The organism is Pseudomonas sp. PB3P13, assembly GCF_054897735.1.
The window spans coordinates 2,177,889-2,193,772 of the sequence record NZ_CM142702.1; the positions used below are offsets into that span (position 1 = coordinate 2,177,889).

Annotated in this window: 13 protein-coding genes; 1 reads left to right on the forward strand and 12 read right to left on the reverse strand. The window is 58.7% G+C overall.

What is annotated here, in order from left to right; translation table 11 throughout:
• From nuoC to ACYZT1_RS10065, 12 genes are all read right to left on the reverse strand, one after another.
• The gene (gene nuoC / locus ACYZT1_RS10010; RefSeq protein ID WP_462018784.1) at positions 1-1,785 is read right to left on the reverse strand and encodes an NADH-quinone oxidoreductase subunit C/D; all 1,785 of its coding nucleotides are present in this window, start codon (positions 1,783-1,785) and stop codon (positions 1-3) included.
• Positions 1,786-1,857: 72 nt separating this feature from the next.
• Entirely contained in the window at positions 1,858-2,532 is a 675-nt protein-coding gene (locus ACYZT1_RS10015; RefSeq protein ID WP_008146035.1) for a NuoB/complex I 20 kDa subunit family protein, read from the reverse strand.
• A 10-nt stretch (positions 2,533-2,542) separates the two neighbouring features.
• Positions 2,543-2,956 carry an NADH-quinone oxidoreductase subunit A gene (locus ACYZT1_RS10020; RefSeq protein WP_003223812.1) on the reverse strand — a complete coding sequence of 138 codons (414 nt, stop codon included), beginning with the start codon at positions 2,954-2,956 and terminating at the stop codon, positions 2,543-2,545.
• A 448-nt stretch (positions 2,957-3,404) separates the two neighbouring features.
• Positions 3,405-4,730: an isocitrate lyase gene (aceA, locus tag ACYZT1_RS10025; protein ID WP_462018785.1), complete on the reverse strand. Its 1,326-nt coding sequence runs from the start codon at positions 4,728-4,730 to the stop codon at positions 3,405-3,407.
• 472 nt (positions 4,731-5,202) lie between these two features.
• Positions 5,203-5,964 (reverse strand): secretin N-terminal domain-containing protein, encoded by a 762-nt coding sequence (locus ACYZT1_RS10030; RefSeq protein ID WP_462018786.1) that lies wholly within the window; start codon positions 5,962-5,964, stop codon positions 5,203-5,205.
• Between the two features lie 366 nt (positions 5,965-6,330).
• A complete protein-coding gene (locus ACYZT1_RS10035; RefSeq protein WP_462018787.1) occupies positions 6,331-6,756 on the reverse strand; it encodes a GNAT family N-acetyltransferase in 426 nt (141 codons plus the stop codon).
• Positions 6,749-7,918, reverse strand: a complete 1,170-nt coding sequence (locus ACYZT1_RS10040; protein WP_462018788.1) for a ribosomal protein uL16 3-hydroxylase — start codon at positions 7,916-7,918, stop codon at positions 6,749-6,751. Before ACYZT1_RS10040 ends, ACYZT1_RS10035 begins: the two co-directional genes overlap by 8 nt.
• A gap of 86 nt (positions 7,919-8,004) precedes the next feature.
• The gene (purB, locus tag ACYZT1_RS10045; protein WP_462018789.1) at positions 8,005-9,375 is read right to left on the reverse strand and encodes an adenylosuccinate lyase; all 1,371 of its coding nucleotides are present in this window, start codon (positions 9,373-9,375) and stop codon (positions 8,005-8,007) included.
• 115 nt (positions 9,376-9,490) lie between these two features.
• Positions 9,491-10,114: a high frequency lysogenization protein HflD gene (hflD, locus tag ACYZT1_RS10050; protein ID WP_462018790.1), complete on the reverse strand. Its 624-nt coding sequence runs from the start codon at positions 10,112-10,114 to the stop codon at positions 9,491-9,493.
• A complete protein-coding gene (gene mnmA, locus ACYZT1_RS10055) occupies positions 10,111-11,256 on the reverse strand; it encodes a tRNA 2-thiouridine(34) synthase MnmA (RefSeq protein WP_462018791.1) in 1,146 nt (381 codons plus the stop codon). Before mnmA ends, hflD begins: the two co-directional genes overlap by 4 nt.
• 59 nt (positions 11,257-11,315) lie before the next feature.
• Positions 11,316-11,762 (reverse strand): NUDIX hydrolase, encoded by a 447-nt coding sequence (locus ACYZT1_RS10060; RefSeq protein ID WP_462018792.1) that lies wholly within the window; start codon positions 11,760-11,762, stop codon positions 11,316-11,318.
• Between the two features lie 99 nt (positions 11,763-11,861).
• The gene (locus tag ACYZT1_RS10065; protein WP_462019221.1) at positions 11,862-14,087 is read right to left on the reverse strand and encodes an NADP-dependent isocitrate dehydrogenase; all 2,226 of its coding nucleotides are present in this window, start codon (positions 14,085-14,087) and stop codon (positions 11,862-11,864) included.
• Positions 14,088-14,577: 490 nt separating this feature from the next.
• Here ACYZT1_RS10065 and icd point away from each other — a divergent pair, with 490 nt between their 5' ends.
• Entirely contained in the window at positions 14,578-15,834 is a 1,257-nt protein-coding gene (icd, locus tag ACYZT1_RS10070; protein WP_462018793.1) for an NADP-dependent isocitrate dehydrogenase, read from the forward strand.
• Positions 15,835-15,884: the final 50 nt, after the last annotated feature.

Here is a 15,884-nt window from a genome sequence, read left to right on the forward strand (position 1 = left end):
TTAGCGGTCCACGTCGGCCATAACGAAATCGATACTACCCAGGTACGCAATCAAGTCCGCGACCATGCTGCCTTTGATCACCGAAGGGATCTGCTGCAGGTGCGGGAAGCTTGGGGTGCGAATCCGGGTGCGGTAGCTCATGGTGCCGCCATCGCTCGTCAGGTAATAACTGTTGATGCCCTTGGTCGCTTCGATCATCTGGAAGGATTCGTTGGCCGGCATGACCGGGCCCCACGAAACTTGCAGGAAGTGCGTGATCAGGGTCTCGATGTGCTGCAGCGTGCGCTCTTTCGGTGGCGGCGTGGTCAGCGGGTGATCCGCCTTGTACGGGCCTTCCGGCATGTTGCGCATGCACTGCTCGATGATCTTGATGCTCTGGCGCATCTCTTCCACGCGCACGATGCAACGATCGTAGGCATCGCCATTGGCGGCCAGCGGCACTTCGAATTCGAAGTTCTCGTAACCGGAATATGGACGCGCTTTACGCAGGTCAAAATCGCAACCGGTGGAACGCAGGCCGGCACCGGTGACACCCCATTCCAGCGCTTCCTTGGTGTTGTAGGCGGCGACGCCGATGGTCCGGCCACGCAGAATGCTGTTATCCAGGGCGGCTTTCTGGTACTCGTCCAGACGCTTTGGCATCCACTCGACGAAGTCTTTCACCAGTTTTTCCCAGCCGCGTGGCAGGTCGTGGGCGACGCCGCCGATGCGGTACCAGGCCGGGTGCAGACGGAAACCGGTAATGGCCTCGATCACCGTGTACGCCTTCTGGCGGTCGGTGAAGGTGAAGAACACCGGGGTCATGGCGCCGACGTCCTGGATATACGTCCCGAGGAACAGCAGGTGGCTGGTGATCCGGAAGAACTCGGCCATCATGATGCGGATGACGTCGACCCGGTCCGGTACCTTGATCCCGGCCAGTTTCTCGACCGAGAGCACGTACGGCAGGTTGTTCATCACACCACCGAGGTAATCGATACGGTCGGTGTATGGAATATAGCTGTGCCAGGACTGGCGCTCGCCCATCTTCTCGGCACCACGGTGGTGGTAGCCAACGTCCGGCACGCAATCGACGATTTCTTCACCGTCCAGTTGCAGGATGATGCGGAAGGCACCGTGCGCCGAAGGGTGGTTGGGACCGAGGTTGAGGAACATGTAGTCCTCGTTCGCGCCGGAACGCTTCATGCCCCAGTCTTCAGGTTTGAAGCGTGCAGCTTCTTCCTCGAGCTGTTGCTTGGCCAGCGTCAGGCTGAACGGGTCGAACTCGGTGGCACGGGCCGGGAAGTCCTTGCGCAGCGGGTGACCTTCCCAGGTCGGCGGCATCATGATGCGCGTCAGGTGCGGGTGACCGGCGAAGTTGATGCCGTACATGTCCCACACTTCACGTTCGTACCAGTTGGCGTTCGGCCAGAGCCCGGTAACGGTTGGCACATTCAGATCGCTCTCGGACAGGGCGACCTTGATCATCACGTCACTGTTACGTTCGATCGACATCAGGTGATAGAACACGGTGAAGTCGGCGCCGCTTGGCAGCCCTTGACGCTTGGTGCGCAGACGCTCGTCCACACCGTGCAGGTCATAGAGCATGACGTACGGTTTTGGCACATTGCGCAGGAAGGTCAGGACTTCAACGAGTTTGGCCCGGGCAACCCACAGCACCGGCATGCCGGTGCGGGTAGGCTGGGCGGTGAACGCCTCGGGGCCAAAACGGTTATTCAGTTCGACGACCACATCCTGGTCGTCTGCCTTGTAAGGCGGGATGTACAGAGCACTGCCTGTAGTCATGGTTATTTATCGCTTTCGGTCAACGTAAAGAATGAAGCCAGGTTCTCGTTCTATTAAAGAAGCAGAGCTGGATCAGACTTCGTCGGGGCTGCGCAGGTTGGTGACTGCGATTCGCTGTTCGCGGCGCTGTTCCTTTTGCGAAGGCATCTCGGCGCGATAAACGCCTTGATCACCCACGACCCAGGAAAGCGGACGACGCTCCTGTCCAATCGACTCTTGCAAGAGCATCAAGCCTTGCAGAAAAGCTTCGGGACGGGGCGGGCAGCCAGGCACGTAGACGTCCACGGGCAGGAACTTGTCCACCCCTTGAACGACAGAGTAGATGTCGTACATGCCACCGGAGTTGGCGCACGAACCCATGGAAATCACCCATTTAGGTTCGAGCATTTGCTCGTAGAGACGCTGAATGATCGGCGCCATCTTGATGAAGCAGGTACCGGCGATAACCATGAAATCCGCCTGGCGCGGCGATGCCCGGATAACCTCGGCGCCAAAGCGCGCGATGTCGTGGGGCGCCGTGAAGGCGGTGGTCATTTCCACGTAGCAGCACGAAAGGCCGAAGTTATACGGCCACAGGGAGTTCTTGCGCCCCCAGTTGATCGTGCCGTTAAGCACGTCTTCGAGCTTGCCCATGAAAATGTTTTTGTGGACTTGATCTTCTAACGGATCGGAAACGGTTTCCCGCTCGCCAATCGGATACTGCTCGTTAGGAGCATCGGGGTCGATCCTGGTGAGATTGTATTGCATTGCCAAAGCCTCATTGTTTCAGCTTCGCCTGCCGCTTGCGACGAGCTTCCGGAGCCCAGTCAAGGGCGCCCACTCGGAACAGGTAGACAAGACCTGCCAACAGAATTGCTATGAAAACGAGAGCTTCGACGAATCCGGTCCAGCCGCTTTCGCGGACGGACACAGACCAGGCAAAGAGAAAGAGGGCTTCGATATCGAAGATCACGAACAGCATCGCGACCAGATAGAATTTGGCTGAGAGCCGCAAGCGGGCGCCACCTGTAGGTAGCATGCCGGATTCGAACGGTTCGTTTTTGCTGCGGCCCCAGGCTTTTGACCCAAGGAGGCTGGAGACACCCAGCATGAAGGCACAGAGGCCGACAACGCCCAGAAGGAAAATGGCAAAGCCCCAATTGTGGGCCATGAGTCCTGTCGCTTCGGGCATGCTGATAATCCTTAACAGAGAGCAAAGGTCTCTGAGCTTGAATAGAACAAAGCAGTGACGATATGTCGCAGCAATCAATCGCGATGATTTTATGGCACAACACGGTGCAAGTAAAATTCCTGTAGCGAAATTATTTAGCGGAATAAGGACATAGCGCGCCCCCGAAACCGCGCAGGCCATGCGATGCGGGCATTAGCCGGGTTTTCATCAATTAAGTTTGGTTGTGAATGTAACGGATATAATTCCCGCTAAATGATAATCACTATTGTTTGTGCGAGTTTTGTAACTTTTTACCGGGTGCGCAAGTGGGAAGTTGTCTTATATAGCGGTTATTGCAAGTAGCAAGAGCACCAAAAAAAACGCCCCGAACCAGTCGGGGCGTCAGATGTGCGGCGTTGCGGTTAGCTTTTATTCGGTCCGCAACGGCCGTTTGTTCAGGTGAAGCAGATCAGTGGAACTGCTCTTCTTCGGTCGAACCGGTCAGCGCGGTGACCGAAGACGAGCCACCTTGAATCACAGTGGTCATGTCGTCGAAGTAGCCGGTGCCCACTTCCTGCTGGTGAGCCACGAAGGTGTAGCCCTTGGCGGCGTCAGCGAATTCCTGCTCTTGCAGCTTCACGTAGGCGGTCATGTCGTTGCGGGCGTAGTCGTGCGCCAGGTTGAACATGCTGTGCCACATGTTGTGAATGCCGGCCAGGGTGATGAACTGGTGCTTGTAGCCCATGGCGGACAGTTCGCGCTGGAACTTGGCGATGGTCGCGTCGTCCAGGTTTTTCTTCCAGTTGAAGGAAGGCGAGCAGTTGTACGACAGCAGTTGGTCCGGGTATTCCTTCTTGATCGCTTCAGCGAAACGGCGGGCTTCGTCCAGATCCGGCTTGGCGGTTTCGCACCAGATCAGGTCGGCGTACGGCGCGTAAGCCAGGCCGCGAGCGATGGCCTGGTCGAGACCGGCGCGCACTTTGTAGAAACCTTCCTGGGTACGTTCGCCAGTCACGAACGGCTTGTCGTACGCGTCGCAATCGGACGTGAGCAGGTCAGCCGCGTTAGCGTCGGTCCGCGCCAGAATGATGGTCGGCGTGCCGGCAACGTCAGCCGCCAGACGAGCAGCGGTCAGCTTCTGCACAGCTTCCTGGGTTGGCACCAGTACCTTGCCGCCCATGTGGCCGCATTTTTTCACGGAAGCCAGTTGGTCTTCGAAGTGAACGCCGGCGGCGCCTGCCTCGATCATGCTTTTCATCAGCTCGTAGGCGTTCAGTACGCCGCCGAAACCGGCTTCAGCGTCAGCCACGATTGGTGCGAAGTAGTCGATGTAGCCTTCGTCGCCCGGGTTCTTGCCGGCTTTCCACTGGATCTGGTCGGCACGACGGAAGGAGTTGTTGATGCGCTTGACCACAGTTGGAACCGAGTCCACCGGGTACAGCGACTGGTCCGGGTACATCGATTCGGCGGAGTTGTTGTCCGCAGCCACTTGCCAGCCCGACAAGTAAATTGCCTGGATGCCGGCTTTGACTTGTTGCACAGCCTGGCCGCCAGTCAGGGCGCCCATGCAGTTGACGAAATCTTTCTCGGGACGGAAGGACGGTTTGGCACCTTGGGTGACCAGGTTCCAGAGCTTCTCTGCGCCCATTTTTGCAAAGGTGTGCTCAGGTTGCACCGAGCCACGCAGACGGACGACGTCAGCAGCGGAGTAAGCGCGTGTCACGCCTTTCCAGCGCGGGTTTTCAGCCCAGTCTTTTTCGAGGGCTGCAATTTGCTGTTCGCGTGTCAGTGCCATGGAGATAAACCTCGTCGCGTCTTGTATGGAAAGTTGTTCTGCGGTGAAGCAATGCGCTCGCTGACCAGAAGCTTAGGCGGTCAAGTCGGATTCGGCGGGGGTGGCGACGGGATGAACGATGGGCTCGAGGGGAAGTGAGCAGGTAAAGGCGAACTGGCGAGCGCATTCGGGCGTCGTGGGCCTTGGTGCAAACATCAGTGTGAAGCCGGGTTACCTAATTACGCTTCCGTCCCTCGGGACAACTTCGTTCCAGTCGGCAACCTCGTCAAACACACCTTGTGGGCGGTACAGACACGAAACGGCTCGCGGGGTAGGTGCGAGCATCGCTTCGAAGGCCCTTGCCAGGGCCCCTGATTAGCGGGAGCGAGGCCATCATGCCTTTGCTTTTTTCGATCGTCAAACGTTTTGTAGTGCTTTTTTTCGAGCACTACATATTTGCTCCGATACGACTAATCAGTCAGTTTTCGGTGGTTTAGTCCAAGGTGTCGACTTTCACCCGCAAGATCATGTCATCGCGGCCTTGAGTCGAGTAGCTGCGGGTCAGGCCCTGTTGGTCGGCCTGGGTCTGGCGATTGACGCCGGCCAGCATGATCCATTCGCCGAGACGTCCGGTGACAGTTGTGTCGGTACTTTGCACGTTCACTACATCGGGGCGTTCCTGGCTCATACGATCACGATTGGTGCTGATCGACAGGTGAACGATGTCGCCGGTAACGCTGGCGGTGACATAGAAACCCTGCGTGACGTTGCGGTATTCGGTCTGGCTTTGCAGATCGCCGTAGGAATCGGCACGGCTACTGGTGAGCGGCACGCTCTGGCCAACCTGGATCAACGCCGGGGAACCTTCGCTGGCCTGGATTTGCTGAATGCCCCCGTCACGGCTGTTGGTGCTGCGATTGATGATTCGCGTCTGGCTCGGCCTGGCACCGTTCACCGAGTAGCCTTGATCTCCCTGAACGTTGTTTTCATTGGTGTCGACGGTGATCAGCAACCGCTTTGGCGCGATATCAAGCTGAGCGACAAGGGCTTTAAGTTCGTCGATCCTGCGCTGATCGGCGTTGACGATCAGCTGGTTGCCATAGGCGCTGACCTGACCGTCCTTGCCGATGAAATCCTGCGCCATCGGAAGCATGTCGGCGCTGGTGTGATAGTTCAGCGGCACGATTTCGGTGGCGGCCATGACCGGAATATTGCAGGTCAGCAGCAATGTGGTGAGCAGGGTTCGTAGGAACATGTCCGTTATCTCCGACATCTTGAAGTGTTGATATTGCCAGTTTGTCGGCCCGGCGTGGGGCAAGTTGAATCCCGGACAGCAAAACGCCCCGGCATCCGAAGACGGCGGGGCGTTTTGTGGTGTTCTTCAGAACGTTGTGGCGAGGGGGCTTGCCCCCGTTGGGCTACGCAGTAGCCCCATAAAACTTGGGGCCGCTGCGCAGCCCAACGGGGGCAAGCCCCCTCGCCACAAGATCTTCTACCCTGTGCCACAAGATCTTGAACCCTATGCCACAAGATCTTGGAGTTTATGCCACAAGATCTTGAACCCTATGCCACAAGATTTGGACGTGATGCCTCAAAATCTCAGACCTTCTGCCGCAGGTTCTCAGGCCGAATGCCGCACCATGTCCACATGCGGAATCCCTGCTTCCAGAAACTCTTCACTGACCAGGCTGAAACCCAGGCGCTCATAGAACGCCGTGGCCTGCACCTGTGCGCTTAGCATCTGCTGCTTCAAGCCGCGCTGCTCCGCTTCACCGATCACGGCCTGCATCAGCGCATCGCCGACTTTCAAGCCGCGCCAGTCTTTCAGCACCGACACTCGGCCGATGTGGCCATCGGGCAGCAAGCGCGCGGTGCCAATCGGGAAGTCGCCTTCGAATGCGAGGAAATGCACCGCTGTCGCGTCGTCAGCATCCCATTCCAGTTCAGGTGGAACGGATTGCTCGGCGATGAACACCGTCTCACGAATGCGCCGGATCTCGGCGTTGTCCTTTTGCCAGTCTGCGACACGTACGTGAATTTTATTCATCAGCAAACCCCAGGCTTCCTTGCTTGATCAGTTCACACAGCAGGCAGCGACCGTCTTCGTCGTTCAACCAATCACCGAGGTTGTCGGCGTGCAGCGCATCAGCGGCGCAAATCATCTTCAGCAACTCACGCAGCTTGCCCGGCAGGTAACGGCTCTGGCCGCTGGCGAAGAGCAGCAGGTCGTCGTCGACTTCGGACCAGGCCAGACGCGCGCTCGGATTGCGAATCAACACTGCGCCTTGTTCAAGGCTGGCGAGCAGGTCTTCTTCTTCGATTTCTTCCGGGCCCACCACCAGCTCCGGGTAGCGCGGTTCGGTCATGAACTGGCCGAACCAGGTCAGCAGCAGACGCTCGTCGCTCATGTGCTCGGCCAGCAGGCCCTTCAAGCGATCCAGAGCATCGTGCTGAATCTGATGCGGATCAGCAGCGGGCAGGGCGTCAGCATCGGTGTAGCGCTCTTCGTCCGGCAGGAACTGGCTGAGGAAGTCGGTGAAGTGGGTCAACACTTCAGCGGCACTCGGTGCGCGGAAACCCACCGAATACGTCATGCAGTCATCGACGGCTACGCCGCAATGGGCCAGGCGCGGTGGCAGGTAGAGCATGTCACCCGGTTCCAGAACCCATTCATCGGTGGCTTCAAAATCCGCGAGTATGCGCAGATCGGCATGTTGCAGCAGCGGGCTCTCGGAATCGCACATCTGGCCGATTTTCCAGTTGCGCTTGCCGTGGCCCTGCAACAGGAATACGTCGTAGTTGTCGAAATGCGGACCGACGCTGCCACCCGGGGCAGCGAAGCTGATCATCACATCGTCGATGCGCCAGCTCGGCAGAAAGCGGAAGTGCTCAAGCATTTCGCTGACTTCCGGCACGAACTGGTCGACGGCTTGCACCAGCAAAGTCCACTCGGTTTCCGGCAATTTGCTGAATTCATCTTCAGCGAACGGGCCGCGGCGCAATTCCCAGGGACGCTCGCCGTGCTCGATCACCAGGCGCGATTCAACTTCTTCTTCCAGCGCCAGACCGGCCAGTTCGTCGGCGTCGATCGGGCTTTCGAAATCAGGAATCGCCTGGCGGATCAGCAGCGGTTTTTTCTGCCAGTAGTCGCGCAGGAACTCGCGCGCCGTGATGCCGCCCAGAAGTTGAAGAGGAATATCAGGATTCATGTGTAACCTATTGAAAAAATGTACTTTCCAGACGGGAATAAAAACGCCCGGCGCAGCCGGGCGTCTCAAACGGGTACAGCGGTCGATCAGACGCGTCTGGCTTGTGCCGCGGCGTTGCCGATGTAGTTTGCCGGGGTCAGCAATTTCAGCTCGGCCTTCGCCGCGGCTGGCATGTCCAGACCGTCGATGAAAGTTTGCAGCGCTTCAGGGCTGATGCCCTTGCCACGGGTCAATTCTTTCAACTTTTCATACGGATTTTCGATGTTGTAGCGACGCATCACAGTCTGGATCGGCTCGGCCAGTACTTCCCAGCACGCATCCAGGTCAGCGGCGATTTTCTGCGCGTTGAGCTCCAGTTTGCTGATGCCTTTGAGGCTGGCTTCGTAGGCGATCACGCTGTGAGCGAACCCGACGCCGAGATTGCGCAGTACGGTGGAGTCGGTCAGATCACGCTGCCAGCGCGAGATCGGCAGCTTGCTCGCCAGGTGCTGGAACAGCGCGTTGGCGATACCCAGGTTGCCTTCGGAGTTTTCGAAGTCGATCGGGTTGACCTTGTGTGGCATGGTCGACGAACCGATTTCGCCAGCGATGGTGCGCTGCTTGAAATAACCGAGGGAAATGTAGCCCCAGATGTCGCGGTCGAAGTCGATCAGGATGGTGTTGAAACGTGCATTCGCGTCGAACAGTTCGGCAATGTAGTCGTGCGGTTCGATCTGCGTGGTGTACGGATTGAAGCCCAGGCCCAGCTCGTCTTCGATGAAGGCGCGGGCGTTTTCTTCCCAGTCGATGTCCGGGTAGGCCGACAGGTGCGCGTTGTAGTTGCCGACAGCGCCGTTGATCTTGCCCAGCAGCGGGACGGCAGCGACCTGAGCGACCTGACGCTCCAGACGGTAAACCACGTTCGCCAGCTCTTTGCCCAGCGTGGTTGGCGAAGCCGGTTGACCGTGGGTGCGCGACAGCATCGGCACGTCGGCAAAACGGATGGCCAGTTCGCGGATGGCATCGCAGGTCTGGCGCATCAGCGGCAGTATCACATCATCACGGCCTTCGCGCAGCATCAAGGCGTGGGACAGGTTGTTGATGTCCTCGCTGGTGCAGGCAAAGTGGATGAATTCACTGACGGCGGCCAGCTCTGGCAGTTTGGCGGCTTGCTCTTTGAGCAGGTATTCGATGGCTTTGACGTCGTGGTTGGTGGTGCGCTCGATCTCTTTGACGCGCTCGGCGTGGTCCAGAGAGAAGTTTTGCGCAAGGGTGTTCAGTACAGCGTTGGCCTCGGCGGAGAACGCCGGCACTTCGCTGATGCCAGGGTGAGCGGCCAGGCGCTGGAGCCAGCGCACTTCAACCAGGACGCGAGCACGGATCAGGCCGTACTCGCTGAAAATCGGGCGCAGGGCCTGGGTTTTGCCGGCGTAGCGGCCGTCAACAGGGGAAACCGCAGTGAGCGAAGAAAGCTGCATAGGGTGTTCTCGGACAGTCGGGCAACGAAATGGGGCGCGTATCATACATGAAAAAAACCGCCGGTCCGTTGCCAACTGACCAGCGTCTTACGCGTTACAGGCTACAACAGGTGGTTCAGCTGTTGCGCATCAACGGGTAGAGCTCTTTAAGCAATTTGCGTCGGCTGATCACCAGTTGCCAGCGATGACCGCCCAGCTGTCGCCACAGGCGCGCCGAACGAATGCCGGCAAGCAACAGGGCGCGGATCTTCGAGGCGTTGCTCGGTTGCTGCAGATTGCGCATGTCGCCGTGCACCTGAATCCGTTGGCGCAATGTGCTCAAAGTGTCCTGATACAACGCGCCGCACGCCGCAATCACGTTTTCGTGCGCCGTGCCAAAGTGCTCGACCTGAGCCTGGATCTGCGGCAGACGCTTGCCGATCTCGTCCAGCATGTCGTCACGTTTGGCCAGTTGCCGCTCAAGGCCAAGCATTGCCAGCGCGTAACGCAAAGGTTCGCGCTGCAGGGTGCTCGGATCACGCTCGAGGGCGCCGATCAGTGCGCGGTAACCTTCCCGCAGATTGAGGTCGTCGCCGCCGTAGACTTCCAGCGTGTCCTTGGGGTCGCGAATCAGCAGGCTGCCGAGCATGCAGGTCAGGCCGGCTTCGGTGGTCTGCCCGGTCTTGGCGATCCTGTCGACCAGCACGGCGGCGAGGAAGACGCCGCCCAGCGCCGTCAGTTGCTCCTGAGTCGGATTCATTGGGCCTGGCTCTGGGGTTGCGTGCTGCTGGTCCACGGCTCGGCCACTTCGATCACGCCGCCGCCGAGGCAGATTTCGCCGTCGTAGAACACCACGGACTGGCCGGGTGTGACTGCGCGCTGCGGGTCATCAAAGGTTGCGCGGTAACCGGTGGCGGTTTTTTCCAGCGTGCAGGGCTGGTCACTTTGGCGATATCGCACCTTGGCGGTCAGCCGGCGCGGCTCGCTCAGATCGATCGGGTTGACCCAATACATGTCTGAAGCGAGCAGGGCGCGGGAAAACAGGTACGGGTGATCGTTGCCCTGGCCGACGATCAGTTCGTTGTGTTCCAGGTCCTTGATCAGCACGTACCACGGCTCGTCACCGGCGTCTTTCAAGCCGCCGATGCCCAAACCCTGACGCTGGCCGATGGTGTGATACATCAAGCCGTGGTGACGGCCGATCACTTCACCTTCGGTGGTCTTGATCTCGCCGGGCTGGGCCGGCAAGTACTGCTTGAGGAAGTCGCTGAAACGACGTTCGCCGATAAAGCAGATGCCGGTGGAGTCCTTTTTCTTCGCGGTGGCGAGGTCGTGCTTCTCGGCAATCGCGCGCACTTCAGGTTTCTCCAGCTCGCCGACCGGGAACAGCGTCTTGGCAATCTGCTCGCCGCCAACGGCGTGCAGGAAATAACTCTGGTCCTTGTTGGGATCGAGGCCCTTGAGCAGTTCGGTACGGCCGTCGATGTCGCGACGGCGCACGTAGTGACCGGTGGCGATCAGGTCGGCGCCGAGCATCATCGCGTAGTCGAGGAACGCCTTGAACTTGATCTCGCGGTTGCAGAGGATGTCCGGGTTCGGCGTGCGACCGGCCTTGTATTCGGCCAGGAAGTGCTCAAACACGTTGTCCCAGTACTCGGCGGCGAAGTTGGCGGTGTGCAGCTTGATGCCAATCTTGTCGCACACGGCCTGAGCGTCCGCCAGGTCGTCCATGGCGGTGCAGTACTCCGTTCCATCGTCTTCTTCCCAGTTCTTCATGAACAGGCCTTCCACCTCGTAACCCTGCTCGATCAGCAGGAGAGCGGAAACGGAAGAGTCCACGCCGCCGGACATGCCGACAATGACGCGCTTCTTTTGTGTGTCAGAAGGGGCTGGATCACGCATAGGGATTCAACGAGTGTCTTGAAAAAGGACGCGATTCTAGCAGGCCCAAGGCCACAAGGCTAAAGAGAAGGGCGGATCAATTCGAGGCCGAAGTGTTTGCCGTCCAGATAATCATCGATGCAGCGGATGATCAGTTCACTGCGCCAATTGCCCCGCTGTTCGATTAATTCCTCACGCGTCAGCCACTTGGCGCCGACGATGCCTTCGTCCAACTGATAGTCGGGGTGATGCCGGAGCGGTTTGGCGGTAAAACAAATCCGCTGATAGGTCACGCCGTTGCTTGGCGCGGTGTAGAGGTAAATGCCCACGATGCCGGCGGGTTCAACGTCCCAGCCGGTTTCTTCGAGGGTTTCGCGGATGGCGGCGTCAATCAGCGTTTCGTCCGGGTCAAGATGACCCGCGGGCTGATTGAGCACCATGCGCCCGCCCTTGAGCTCTTCGACCATGAGAAAGCGGCCGTTGTCTTCGACGATGGTCGCGACGGTGATGTGGGGTTTCCAATCCATGAACTTACCTCGGTCTTGTTGGAAGGTGTAGCAGAGGCAGCGCCAGTCAGAAACAAAAACCCCGGCACTGGGCCGGGGCTTCTTTGCTTCCTTACAACCTTACACCAGCGCAGCAATTGCCGCGTTGAAGGTGTTGCTCGGGCGCATGGCCTTGCTGATCAGCTCGGCATTGGCGTGGTAGTAACCGCCGATGTCCACTGGCTTGCCCTGAACGGCGTTGAGCTCGGCAACGATGGTTGCCTCGTTCTCGGTCAGGGTCTTGGCCAGTTCGCCAAACTGCGCTTGCAGTGCTGCGTCTTCAGTCTGGGCGGCCAGGGCCTGAGCCCAGTACAGCGCCAGGTAGAAGTGGCTGCCGCGGTTGTCGATGTTGCCGACTTTGCGCGATGGCGACTTGTTGTTGTCGAGGAACTGGCCAGTGGCCTGATCCAGGGTCTTGGCCAGCACCAGCGCTTTCGGGTTGTTGTACGTCACACCCAGATGCTCAAGGGACGCGGCCAGGGCGAGGAACTCACCCAGCGAATCCCAGCGCAGGAAGTTTTCTTCCAGCAGTTGCTGAACGTGCTTGGGTGCCGAACCGCCGGCGCCGGTTTCGAACAGACCGCCGCCATTCATCAGCGGCACGATCGACAGCATCTTGGCGCTGGTGCCCAGTTCCATGATCGGGAACAGGTCAGTCAGGTAGTCGCGCAGCACGTTGCCGGTCACCGAGATGGTGTCCTTGCCGTCGCGAGTGCGCTGCAGGGTGAACTTCATCGCATCGACCGGCGCCATGATCTGGATATCCAGACCGGCCGTGTCGTGATCCTTCAGGTAGGCCTGAACTTTTTCGATCACTACGCCATCGTGAGCGCGCATCGGGTCCAGCCAGAAAATCGCTGGCGTGCTGCTCGCGCGAGCGCGGTTGACGGCCAGTTTGACCCAATCCTGGATCGGCGCATCTTTGGTCTGGCACATGCGGAAGATGTCACCGGCTTCCACCGATTGCTCCAGCAGCAGGGCGCCCTTGCTGTCAGTGACGCGGACGACGCCGTTGGTCTTGATCTGAAACGTCTTGTCGTGCGAACCGTACTCTTCGGCTTTTTTCGCCATCAGGCCAACGTTTGGCACGCTGCCCATGGTGGTCGGATCGAACGCGCCGTTGACCTTGCAGTCTTCGATCACCGCCTGGTAAATGGTGGCGTAGCAGCGATCCGGGATCACCGCCTTGGTGTCGTGCAACTGACCGTCAGTGCCCCACATCTTGCCGGAGTCACGGATCATCGCCGGCATCGAGGCGTCGACGATCACGTCGCTCGGCACGTGCAGGTTGGTGATGCCTTTGTCGGAGTTGACCATCGCCAGCGACGGACGAACGGCGTAGACCGCCTGAATGTCTGCTTCGATCTGCGCTTGCTGCTCAGCCGGCAGGGCTTTGATGCGAGCGTACAGATCGCCAATGCCGTTGTTCAGGTTGAAGCCGATCTGTGCCAGCACGTCAGCGTGCTTGGCCAATGCATCTTTATAGAACTCTGCAACGATCTGGCCGAACATGATCGGGTCGGAGACCTTCATCATGGTGGCTTTGAGGTGAACCGACAGCAATACACCTTTGGCCTTGGCGTCTTCGATTTCCGCTGCGATGAAGCTGCGCAGGGCGTTTTTGCTCATGACGGCGCAATCGAGGATCTCACCGGCTTGCACGGTGGTCTTTTCTTTCAGGACGGTGGTGGTGCCGTCTTGAGCGAGCAGTTCGATTTTGACAACGTCAGCTGCGTCGATCAGGGCAGCTTTCTCGCTGCTGTAGAAATCACCGCTGCTCATGTGCGCAACGTGGGACCTGGAATCGGCAGCCCAGGCGCCCATTTTGTGCGGGTGCTTGCGCGCGTAATTCTTGACCGACAGCGGTGCGCGGCGATCGGAGTTGCCTTCGCGCAGAACCGGGTTCACGGCGCTGCCCTTGATCTTGTCGTAGCGCGATTTGGCTTCTTTGTCAGCGTCGCTGGTCACGGCTTCCGGATAGTCCGGCAGCGCGAAGCCCTGTGCTTGCAGTTCTTTGATCGCGGCTTGCAGCTGCGGAACCGAAGCGCTGATGTTCGGCAGTTTGATGATGTTGGCTTCAGGCGTAACGGCCAGGTCGCCCAGTTCGGCGAGGTGGTCGGCTACGGCTTTGTCGCCCAATTGCTCGGGGAAGCTGGCCAGGATGCGCCCTGCAAGAGAGATATCGCGGGTTTCAACGGCGATATCAGCCGAAGCGGTGAACGCTTCTACGATAGGCAACAGTGAATAGGTGGCGAGGGCTGGGGCTTCGTCGGTGAAGGTATAGATGATCTTCGAGCGGGTGGGCATATTCGGATTAACTCTCTCTTCTTTGCTAAGCGTGCGCAGAAACTCGAGGGGCGCCGGGTAAGCGCGTTCGTTCAAAGTCATCCATGAGCCGAATGTCGAGATTGTGCGCGGTGATGTTGGGTGCATCAGTCGAGCGGCAGCGGGTGGACTGCGATAACAGTCCTGCTTTTCGGGCCGGAAGTCTCGTCGTAGAGAGGTCGGCCGTCGTGACTCTGTGGTCAGCGGGCGGCATTATACATAGGTAGCTGGCAATCTGCCGATGGTTCATAGGTGACGATTCTCGTCCATTGGTCTAAAGGTCGCAGGGCAGCGGGGCACGGTGAGTCGTCGAACATGCTTGAGTTTGGCGCTTTTCCCTTTGCTTTCAGGCTTGTATGTCGCGAACGGCGCAGCTTTGCGCCAGATGGCTGGAACATAGGGTTTGCGTGCTGATTCAACTGGGGTACGCTCGGACGAAGCCAGATGTCCAATCCAAACAATGGAGTTCAGCATGGGATACAAGAAGATTCAGGTTCCAGCCGACGGCGACAAAATCACCGTCAACGCGGACCATTCTCTCAATGTTCCTGACAACCCGATTATCCCCTTCATCGAAGGTGATGGTATTGGTGTTGATATCAGCCCGGTCATGATCAAGGTTGTCGATGCTGCTGTTAAGAAGGCTTACGGCGGCGAGCGCAAAATTTCCTGGATGGAAGTCTACGCCGGGGAGAAAGCGACTCAGGTTTACGATCAGGACACCTGGCTACCTCAGGAAACCCTCGACGCAGTCAAGGATTACGTGGTTTCCATCAAGGGCCCGCTGACCACGCCGGTCGGTGGCGGCATCCGTTCGCTCAACGTGGCACTGCGTCAGCAACTCGACCTTTATGTGTGCCTGCGCCCGGTGCGCTGGTTCGAAGGCGTGCCTAGCCCGGTCAAAAAGCCTGGCGACGTCGACATGACGATCTTTCGCGAAAACTCGGAAGACATTTATGCCGGTATCGAGTGGAAGGCCGGTTCGCCGGAAGCGATCAAGGTCATCAAGTTCCTCAAAGAAGAAATGGGCGTCACCAAGATCCGGTTCGACGAGAACTGTGGCATCGGCGTCAAGCCGGTTTCCCTGGAAGGCACCAAGCGTCTGGCGCGCAAGGCCCTGCAATACGTGGTCGACAATGACCGCGACTCGCTGACCATCGTGCACAAAGGCAACATCATGAAGTTCACCGAAGGTGCCTTCAAGGAATGGGCCTACGAAGTGGCGGCCGAAGAATTCGGCGCGACCCTGCTCGACGGCGGTCCGTGGATGCAATTCAAGAATCCGAAAACCGGCAAGAATGTCGTCGTCAAGGATGCCATCGCCGATGCCATGCTCCAGCAGATCCTGCTGCGCCCGGCCGAATACGATGTGATCGCGACCCTCAACCTGAACGGCGATTACCTCTCCGACGCTCTGGCGGCGGAAGTGGGTGGCATCGGTATCGCACCGGGTGCCAACCTGTCCGACACCGTGGCCATGTTCGAAGCCACCCACGGTACTGCGCCGAAATACGCCGGCAAAGACCAGGTCAACCCGGGTTCGCTGATCCTGTCCGCCGAAATGATGCTGCGTCACATGGGTTGGACTGAAGCGGCTGACCTGATCATCAAAGGCACCAACGGCGCAATTTCCGCCAAAACCGTGACCTATGATTTCGAGCGTCTGATGGACGGCGCGAAGCTCGTATCGTCTTCCGGGTTTGGTGAGGCGCTGATTTCGCATATGTAAGCGAATTGCAATAACAAAAAAACCGCCCGACTTGGTCACTGAGTCGGGCG